General features: G+C 41.1%; 10 protein-coding genes and 3 pseudogenes. 8 read left to right on the forward strand and 5 right to left on the reverse strand.

Annotation, left to right across the window (positions count from 1 at the left end):
* From EKM83_RS12505 to EKM83_RS12520, 4 genes and pseudogenes are all read left to right on the forward strand, one after another.
* Positions 1 to 158, forward strand: a pseudogene (locus EKM83_RS12505) (replication initiation protein); the annotation flags it as partial.
* Positions 159 to 278: 120 nt separating this feature from the next.
* On the forward strand, positions 279 to 677 hold the full coding sequence (locus tag EKM83_RS12510) for a DUF536 domain-containing protein (protein WP_225418678.1): 399 nt from the start codon (positions 279 to 281) through the stop codon (positions 675 to 677).
* 501 nt (positions 678 to 1,178) lie between these two features.
* Positions 1,179 to 1,766: a WxL domain-containing protein gene (locus EKM83_RS12515; protein WP_125577890.1), complete on the forward strand. Its 588-nt coding sequence runs from the start codon at positions 1,179 to 1,181 to the stop codon at positions 1,764 to 1,766.
* An 84-nt stretch (positions 1,767 to 1,850) separates the two neighbouring features.
* Positions 1,851 to 2,909, forward strand: coding sequence for a DUF916 and DUF3324 domain-containing protein (locus EKM83_RS12520; protein WP_082230355.1), 1,059 nt, complete (start codon positions 1,851 to 1,853; stop codon positions 2,907 to 2,909).
* A gap of 458 nt (positions 2,910 to 3,367) precedes the next feature.
* Here the strand turns inward: EKM83_RS12520 and EKM83_RS12525 are convergent, their stop codons facing one another.
* Together EKM83_RS12525 and EKM83_RS12530 are read right to left on the reverse strand one after the other, a co-directional pair.
* Positions 3,368 to 3,724, reverse strand: coding sequence for a type II toxin-antitoxin system YafQ family toxin (locus EKM83_RS12525; protein ID WP_054737375.1), 357 nt, complete (start codon positions 3,722 to 3,724; stop codon positions 3,368 to 3,370).
* Positions 3,724 to 4,002 (reverse strand): type II toxin-antitoxin system Phd/YefM family antitoxin, encoded by a 279-nt coding sequence (locus EKM83_RS12530; RefSeq protein WP_003586674.1) that lies wholly within the window; start codon positions 4,000 to 4,002, stop codon positions 3,724 to 3,726. The genes EKM83_RS12525 and EKM83_RS12530 overlap by 1 nt, the downstream gene beginning before the upstream one ends.
* A 76-nt stretch (positions 4,003 to 4,078) precedes the next feature.
* Here EKM83_RS12530 and EKM83_RS12535 point away from each other — a divergent pair, with 76 nt between their 5' ends.
* The 4 genes from EKM83_RS12535 (at position 4,079) to EKM83_RS12550 (ending at position 5,792) form a co-directional block, all read left to right on the forward strand.
* Positions 4,079 to 4,666, forward strand: coding sequence for a site-specific integrase (locus EKM83_RS12535; protein ID WP_125577893.1), 588 nt, complete (start codon positions 4,079 to 4,081; stop codon positions 4,664 to 4,666).
* Between the two features lie 12 nt (positions 4,667 to 4,678).
* Positions 4,679 to 5,038: a hypothetical protein gene (locus EKM83_RS12540; protein ID WP_125577895.1), complete on the forward strand. Its 360-nt coding sequence runs from the start codon at positions 4,679 to 4,681 to the stop codon at positions 5,036 to 5,038.
* 246 nt (positions 5,039 to 5,284) lie between these two features.
* Positions 5,285 to 5,497: a hypothetical protein gene (locus tag EKM83_RS12545; protein WP_108910191.1), complete on the forward strand. Its 213-nt coding sequence runs from the start codon at positions 5,285 to 5,287 to the stop codon at positions 5,495 to 5,497.
* A 16-nt stretch (positions 5,498 to 5,513) separates the two neighbouring features.
* A complete protein-coding gene (locus tag EKM83_RS12550) occupies positions 5,514 to 5,792 on the forward strand; it encodes a hypothetical protein (RefSeq protein ID WP_125577897.1) in 279 nt (92 codons plus the stop codon).
* Here EKM83_RS12550 and EKM83_RS12555 read toward each other — a convergent pair.
* From EKM83_RS12555 to EKM83_RS12565, 3 genes and pseudogenes are all read right to left on the reverse strand, one after another.
* Positions 5,782 to 5,967 (reverse strand): annotated as a pseudogene (locus tag EKM83_RS12555) (hypothetical protein); the annotation flags it as partial. The gene EKM83_RS12550 and the pseudogene EKM83_RS12555 overlap by 11 nt on opposite strands.
* Positions 5,968 to 6,052: 85 nt before the next feature.
* A complete protein-coding gene (locus tag EKM83_RS12560; RefSeq protein WP_010620018.1) occupies positions 6,053 to 7,105 on the reverse strand; it encodes an IS30 family transposase in 1,053 nt (350 codons plus the stop codon).
* 124 nt (positions 7,106 to 7,229) lie between these two features.
* Positions 7,230 to 7,545 (reverse strand): annotated as a pseudogene (locus EKM83_RS12565) (hypothetical protein); the annotation flags it as partial.

Genomic DNA, 7,545 nt, shown 5'->3' on the forward strand with positions numbered 1-7,545 from the left:
AATGGCGCGCCATTGACAAGGTTAAGGGGTTAACTTTAGGCTCTACTGAGAAACAAGCATTGGCTGATAAACAGGCCGAGCACGATAAAAAAATAAGAGATCAAGCAAGACAAGAAGCACTTGCTGAACTCCGAAAGGGGTTTGGAAATCATGCCTAAAACTATTAGAGAACTTGCTAATGAATTGAAGGTCTCCAAGCAGACTATTCAATATCGCTACCAAAGACTACCAACAAAGAACCAACAAAGAACCGACAAAAAGATCGTCAAGGTACAAACATGATTAGCCTTACAGCTGAAAGGATTATTAGAGATAAGGTAGCAAAGCCTTTGGTAGCAAATAACCAACAAACAGGTAACAAAAAAGAGACAAAGACTAGCGAAGAAAATAATGAGCTAATCGCTACTCTAAGAAGAGAAGTAGCAGATTTAAAGTCTCAACGTGACAAACAGCTTGCTGCCAAAGACCAACAAATAGAGCATCTAACAAAATTAATAGATCAGCAACAACAACTACAATTAACAACTGTAGAAGAAAATAGAGAGTTAAAAGCCCATATTCAAAAAACAAGTGACTTACTTGAAACTTCTGGGACATTTCAGAAACAACAAAATAATACCTCAGAAGAGGACGTGTATAGAAATAGAAGCGATAAAAAATGGTGGCACTTTTGGTAAAGCTTTCTTATATTAGCCAAAATGTTATATAGTTAATTGACTGAAGAAGTCGTATTAAGTTATGACCAATATTCCCTGTAAGCAAACTACACGCGTTTTTTTGGTAACAATTTTAATAAATCTACACTGGTATGGATTGCTCAGAAGTCAATAAATTGGACTATTTTTATTTGCCACTTATTATTCTGATAAGTCTAACTATTGCTTTTGGCATCAAAAGTGTCTTAGCGATACTGGTACTAATTATTCTGTCACTTACATTAGCATTATTTATTGCAAAACAAAAAGCAAAGCTTTTATAAAAAAAGTCTTGGCAAATTACAAGCTAAAAGTATTTGGCTAACTTGATTATAAAACGCGCGGTTGAAATTTAATGCCATTTATTGTAAAGTTTTCAATATAGAGCCATTTTCTCTCATGTGGTTTTGTTTAGCAATTTAACTATACCAGAGCTGAGGCTCTTTGTGAATAAATCAGGTACTTGAAAGGAAGCAGATTGTAATGAAAAAAATGGTTTTGGGATTAATGGTTGTTGCTGGAGTTTTAGGGACAAGTACGGTGGTTGCAAACGCCGCGGATACGGATTCGACAGGTGATGTGGCCTTCTCAAGTGGGACACTATCATTGTCAGTGGATAATACGAACCTTTCATTTGGGAAAAATACGATTTCGGCAGCTGATGCGACTTTGGGTGCTTCGACCACGCCAACGGTAAAAGTTAGTGATTTGCGGGGGACGAATGCCGGCTGGTCATTGACCGTGGCACAAGGCCAACAATTCAATACGAAGACGGATGCGGGTGGCTCAGCGTTGACGAACGCTGCCTTGACGGTTGATAGCACCAAAGTTTCAAGTGATTCAACGGTTAATACGGAGAACGCCGCTTTGACTCCTGGAACGACGACGAGCGGTAAGACCACTAATGGCGCTGCAGGCACGGTTGCTTCAGCTTTAGCTGGTGACGGTAACGGAATCTCGACGTTTACGTTCGGCGGTTCTACACTGGCTGTTCCGGGTGCAACGCCTAAGCTCGCTCAAGGCTACACGACAACGTTGACTTGGAACTTGGGCGCTACGCCATCTAACTAAAGTGAGCGTGAAGCCTACTAGTGGTATGATGATGTTGGTCGAACCACTATCCTGACTTAATTTGAGAGAAAAGGCGTGATGAGTGTGGGGAAACGATTGCGAGCATTATTAGCAACGGCATTAGTCGGTGTGATGAGTCTGTTCATGGGTGGCATGGCCCAATCAGCGAAGGCTGATTCGGCCGTGGGATTTGAGATCAGTCCGGTACGTTCGAGTAGTCAAGTCGATTCGAACGTCTCGTACTTTGATTTGAAGTTAAAACCAAAACAGACCCAGACCATTGCGGTGAAGGTGCACAACACCTCGAATGCGCCAATTACGATCAATGTTGGGATTTCCAAGGCGACGACCAACATCAATGGTGTGGTAGCTTATCAGCGGGCGACTGAAAATAAAAGTGCGGATTTGCCGTATGATTTAGCCAAACTGGTGACGACTGACCAGTCCGAAGTTAAGCTGGATAAGGGACAAGTTAAGACCGTCAAGTTTCAAATCAAGATGCCGGCCAAATCGTATGACGGTATCTTGGCTGGTGGGCTGACTTTCTTGAAAAAGGCAACGGCCGCTGAAACAAAAAAGGCGGTCGCGGTCAATAATCAGTATGCCTATACTGAAGCCGTTGTTCTGCATGGTGATCGCGATTTGACGACGAACCACCTCACGATGAACAAGATCACGGTCGAGCAACTCAACGGCCGCAACGTCATCAACTTTCCGTTAGTGAACCACACGGCGGCCTACTTGAATAAGGTCCAAACGAAGATCAAGATTTACCATCGTGGCGGCCAAAAAGTAGTCTACCATCAAAATTTGACTAACGGTCAGATGGCACCCAGTTCAATCTACAAATTACCGGTGCGAACCGGACAAAATGCTCTGAAGGCTGGCAAGTACACCGCAGTCGTCAAGGTCAAATCCAAGAAGCAGCACTGGCAATTTAAGCAGAACTTCGTGATTACGCAGGGCGAGGCCACTAATCTGAATCATACGGCGGTCTTGAAGCAGGGCCCTAACTGGTGGCTGTATATCGGCATTGGCCTCTTGATTTTACTCTTGATCATCTTGCTGATCTGGTACATTCGCCGCAAGCAGAAGAAGATTAAAGAATTAGAAAAACAATTGAATGACAAACGTCAATCATAACCGACTAAATAAGTAGCCACATCTTGACCAGCATGGTCTTGAGTGGGTACTTATTTTTTTGTTGTAATCACAATAATCATTAGGTGGTTTATTAGTAAAAGCGGTATACTTATCATTAATATGAAATATATAAATAAATGATTAAAGTGAAAAAGCGAGTAAGGATTTGGGATGATGGAAAATGCAAAAACGACGGTTACAACGTGCACGTTTGACTGAAAAAAGAACTTATAAAATGTACAAAAAAGGGCGTTTCTGGTCTGCCTATAACAGAGAATAATAGTGGCACAGTCTAAAATACATGATGTGTTTGAGAAAAACTTTCAAATAAGCTTTGTCCCTATATTAGGGACTATAATTATCAAATAACCCCTCGAAAACATTGAAAGAATAACCCCCAATATCTATAATGTAGATATTGGGGGTTATTTATTTTCATATTATAAAAATAACTTCTTCTATTCGTCATTCTTTCGATACCTTTTAGCACGATTTTGACCAGGAAATAAACGATCATGCGATCCGACTCGAATGCCAATTAAGACTAGTTCATCTTTATCAATCGTATAAACCACCAGGACATCGTTAGTTTCGCTTGGTGTTTTGTTTTTCGGGGTATCTCGTAAGTGAAATTCATTATAACCGCTCATTCGCCGATTAAGCTCATGATCTTCAAATTCTGATGGTAATTGTTGTTGCTCAAGCAACAGGTCAATGGCTGCTCGAACTTCATCAATAATAGATTTGTCTAAACTGGCTAACCGTTTTAAATCAGCATTAAAGGTTGCACGTGGTTTAAATCTTAGTTTTTTCATTATTTAAACTGACCCCAATAATCATCATCTGATTCAACAATTTCATCGTCAGGTAAAACATGGCGTTTAATTAACTGATCACGTGCAATTGCATATTCTAACGAACCTTCTTTAGCTTTTAATGCTCGTTCTAGCCAGTCCATTTTTTCTTGTGAAACGATGGCTACTGCGCGACTATTTGAACGAGCAATATAAACGGTTTCGTCTTCGTCATTAACTTGATCTAAATATTTTTTTAGGTTAGCGCGAAAATCGCTCTGTGTTAGTGCTAATGTCATATTTACCACCCTTTCATTGTACTTAATATTGTACTTTAATTTGTACTAAAAATCAATTTTTTAAGGAGCTAAAACTATGCAACAAGTTGTCTTACCCATCAAAGATTCAAACGTTCTCAAAGAGGTGCAAGATACCTTACTCAACAACTTTAAAGCTGGCCGGCGTAACTATACCGTTTTTCAAGTTGGCAAAGCGACACTGTTGCGAGTCAGTGATGTCATGCACTTAAAACAAACCGATATTTTTAATCCGGACGGTTCTATTAAACAAAATGCGTTTATTCATGACCGAAAAACTGGTAAACCGAATACCTTGTACCTTAAACCTGTTCAAACAGAGCTCTTATTGTACCGTCAATGGCTGCTTGATCATCAGCTGGATTCTGAATGGCTCTTTCCGTCCATTCAACACCCCGAGCGCCATATCACGGAAAAACAGTTCTATAAAATCATGAGCAAAGTCGGCGATCTTTTAAGCATTAATTACCTTGGTACCCACACTATGCGCAAAACTGGGGCTTATCGCGTTTATACGCAATCCAATTACAATATTGGCTTAGTCATGCACTTATTAAATCATTCAAGTGAAGCTATGACTTTAGCTTATTTAGGCTTAGACCAGGCTAGTACTGAAACGATGCTAGATCAAATTAATTTCGGTTAGGAGGCTGGCTTTATGGATTTAGATTTTGAAACAAACAAGTATGATCTGTTTGATGATTGGCATCAAAACAAAACTAAACAAGCCTTTACGCAAAAGTTGCAACAACAAGCTCAAGTTGAAAAAACACAGCTACCACAATTATTGTCGCGTGAAGACTTAAAAATTCGGTGGCAGATGAACTCTCGTCAAAGTGTTCATCAAGTTGCTAGTAAACCTGATTTTCCGCAACCCGTTTTTGCTTTTAATCATGGTAAGACGCCACTTTACTTAGAAACTGAAATTCAAATTTTTGAAATTAATCACCCCTGGGTTCTAACTCCTAGTGCTCGGCTTGCTTATAGTTATTGGATTCTTCACAATGTGATTGGTTAATCTTTAGATTTGGCGCTAGCCTTCTAATACAAATAATCCCCATCAAAATGGGGATTAAATCTACCCTTGACAAGTGTCAAGGGTGTAAGTGCGCATTGACCTCATTTCACTCGGTCTTCTGATTCCCTTATATTTACTGTTAGTGTACGCCTCACGCTTCGCTTTTTCAACATTTATGTTGACTTGTATTGATTCAGGTGTTATTATCTTTATTAATTATATACAAATTTGACAGGAGGAGTTAAGATGACCCAATCGGCATTGGAAAAACAAGAAGCTAAATTAAAACAGCTTAATCAAAGGATCAAAGCTGAAAAAAGTAAGATTGAACAAAACCTTGGCAAGCAAATTATTAAAACGTCAAATTTAGATTACGCCAATTTATCGAATCAAAAGATCAAAGACCTCGCGCAAAAAATAGCAACGGTTTTAAACCATGAATCAAATAACCAATTGTAACTAAGTGGTGATAATGATGGCTAATCAATACGAAAAATTGGTTGCGCAAAAAGCTCGTTTGAAAGAGAAAATAGATCGGGAAGATTTTAAATTACGACAATCCAAATACTATGAAAATCGTCAAGCCCGCAAAGCCCGCTCTCGCCGATTAATTCAAAAAGGGGCTTTATTAGAAAAGTACTTTCAAGCTAATAACCTCTCGGTCGAACAAACCGAAGAACTTTTAAAAACATTTGCTGACTATGTCAACGCCCATAAACCGGATAAATTAAAAAACGATCAACCTAATAACTAGGTCGATCGTTTTTATTTTCAGGATTGTTTTTTGGCTTAACTTCTGGATTGTGTTTAGCAAAGTCTTTTAACTGTTTTTGAATTCTTTGTGTAAGCTCTGCTTTACTTTCTTTGTGCTTCCCTTTACTTGATCGCTGTTGAATTATCTTTTGACCCTTACCTCTTCTTTTTGATTCGTAAATTGCAAGAACAAGTTAGCCAGTCGTTGAGGACAATCCCAGAACAGGCCGTTATCAAATAGAAGTTGTGGCGCTAGAGAGACTACTGGGCCATGCGGCGAACGCGCCGAGCTTCGGCCTCAAAGTTTTGCTGGGGTGTGCAGTAGCCCTGTTGTTTGCGAGGCAACTGATTCAAGCGGTCTTGCGTGGCCTGCACTTGACTAGGGCTAATGTCATCTAGGGACATGCCCTTAGGGAAGTCCTGGCGGATCATCCGGTTATGTGCCTCGTTGGTGCCACGGTCGCAGGACGTGTAAGGATGGGCGTAGAAGATCTCAGTTTCCGTCCCAGCAAAAGCAGTATTTAAGGCGGTGAACTCGGGTCCGTTGTCGGCTGTGATGGTCTTGATGCAAGCTCCCCATTCGCGCTTGATTCCACGCAATGCATAGCTCACAGAGTCTGCATCTCGTCCTTCGATCAAGCGGAGAAGTTGGCAACGGGTCTTGCGCTCAATCAGAGTCAAGATGACGCTCTCCTTGCCATTGCGTTTACCGACAATGGTATCCATCTCCCAGTGACCGAACTGCCTGCGTCGTTCAACGACCTTAGGCCGTTCCTCGATACTGCGGCCAGCCAGGCGCTTAGCCTTGGTGTGGTGCTGGTGAGAGGTCTTCCGCTTAGTCTTCTCCAACAGGTCGATATTTCGAATCTCTAGGCGTTGGTCGTCAATGTACTGGTACAAAGTCGAGGCACAAACAAGCTCTTCAGGAGTAAACAGCTTGTGTCGCTTGGCATAGCCGATTGAAGCATCCGGCGACCATTTGTCCTGCTTAGCTCGCTGTACGTACCAGGCTAAGAAGACCTGTACACTGGCGAACTTGTCAGGACGATGGCAGCTCAAGCGTGCAGTCTCGTAACGTGCCTGAGCAGCCTCTGGTAGGTATTGTCGATGGTAGACGCGCTTGCCATTACTCTTCTTGACCTGATCTACTGTACCTCGCTTGATTTCATTATTAATGGTCTGCGGGCAGACGCCAATTTCAGCAGCAATCCAACGATTGGACTTCCCAGCTTGGCGGAATCCGGCCACTTTTCCGCGCTCGAGTGATGTTAAGTGCTGACCTTTTTGGCGGTGTGTGCTATCCTGTTTCTGCATCAAGACAACATCCTCTTCCATTGTTTGTGTAGGAACTTCAATGATACAGGATATCTGTTCTTGATGTTTTTTATTGTCCAAAAAATTTTGAGACAGTGGCTAACTTGATTCTAAAATGCGCGCTTCTTTTTGATTTTAGGTCAAGCGTAAAATCTGAAATTTTATTTTGATCTAGCTTACTTAAATGACCGATTTGTTTAAAGTTTAAACCGGCTTTGGGAAAGCGATAAATATTACCAAGATCGACCCAGGAAGGTTTCTTCAACCCAGCGGATTGCCAATCTTGAATCAGATAATATTGTTGCTTGATATAAGCCGACTTCTTTTCATACTGACTAGTAATTTTAAAAGCCTCGACCGTCTGTTCTGATACCCGACGAATTAAAACTGGCCGAGACTTGCCACCGTTAGTTTCTACAAAACTAACGTATAGGCTGACT

Origin of the sequence: Levilactobacillus angrenensis (assembly GCF_003946085.1) — a bacterium.
GTDB classification, from domain to species: Bacteria; Bacillota; Bacilli; order Lactobacillales; family Lactobacillaceae; genus Levilactobacillus; species Levilactobacillus angrenensis.

Excerpts from the sequence above, each read along its gene's own strand:
- EKM83_RS12510 (WP_225418678.1), top strand. The coding sequence starts at position 279 with ATGATTAGCCTTACAGCTGAAAGGATTATTAGAGATAAGGTAGCAAAG.
- EKM83_RS12515 (WP_125577890.1), top strand. The coding sequence starts at position 1,179 with ATGAAAAAAATGGTTTTGGGATTAATGGTTGTTGCTGGAGTTTTAGGG.
- EKM83_RS12525 (WP_054737375.1), bottom strand. The coding sequence starts at position 3,724 with ATGAAAAAACTAAGATTTAAACCACGTGCAACCTTTAATGCTGATTTA.
- EKM83_RS12530 (WP_003586674.1), bottom strand. The coding sequence starts at position 4,002 with ATGACATTAGCACTAACACAGAGCGATTTTCGCGCTAACCTAAAAAAA.
- EKM83_RS12535 (WP_125577893.1), top strand. The coding sequence starts at position 4,079 with ATGCAACAAGTTGTCTTACCCATCAAAGATTCAAACGTTCTCAAAGAG.
- EKM83_RS12540 (WP_125577895.1), top strand. The coding sequence starts at position 4,679 with ATGGATTTAGATTTTGAAACAAACAAGTATGATCTGTTTGATGATTGG.
- EKM83_RS12545 (WP_108910191.1), top strand. The coding sequence starts at position 5,285 with ATGACCCAATCGGCATTGGAAAAACAAGAAGCTAAATTAAAACAGCTT.
- EKM83_RS12550 (WP_125577897.1), top strand. The coding sequence starts at position 5,514 with ATGGCTAATCAATACGAAAAATTGGTTGCGCAAAAAGCTCGTTTGAAA.
- EKM83_RS12560 (WP_010620018.1), bottom strand. The coding sequence starts at position 7,105 with ATGCAGAAACAGGATAGCACACACCGCCAAAAAGGTCAGCACTTAACA.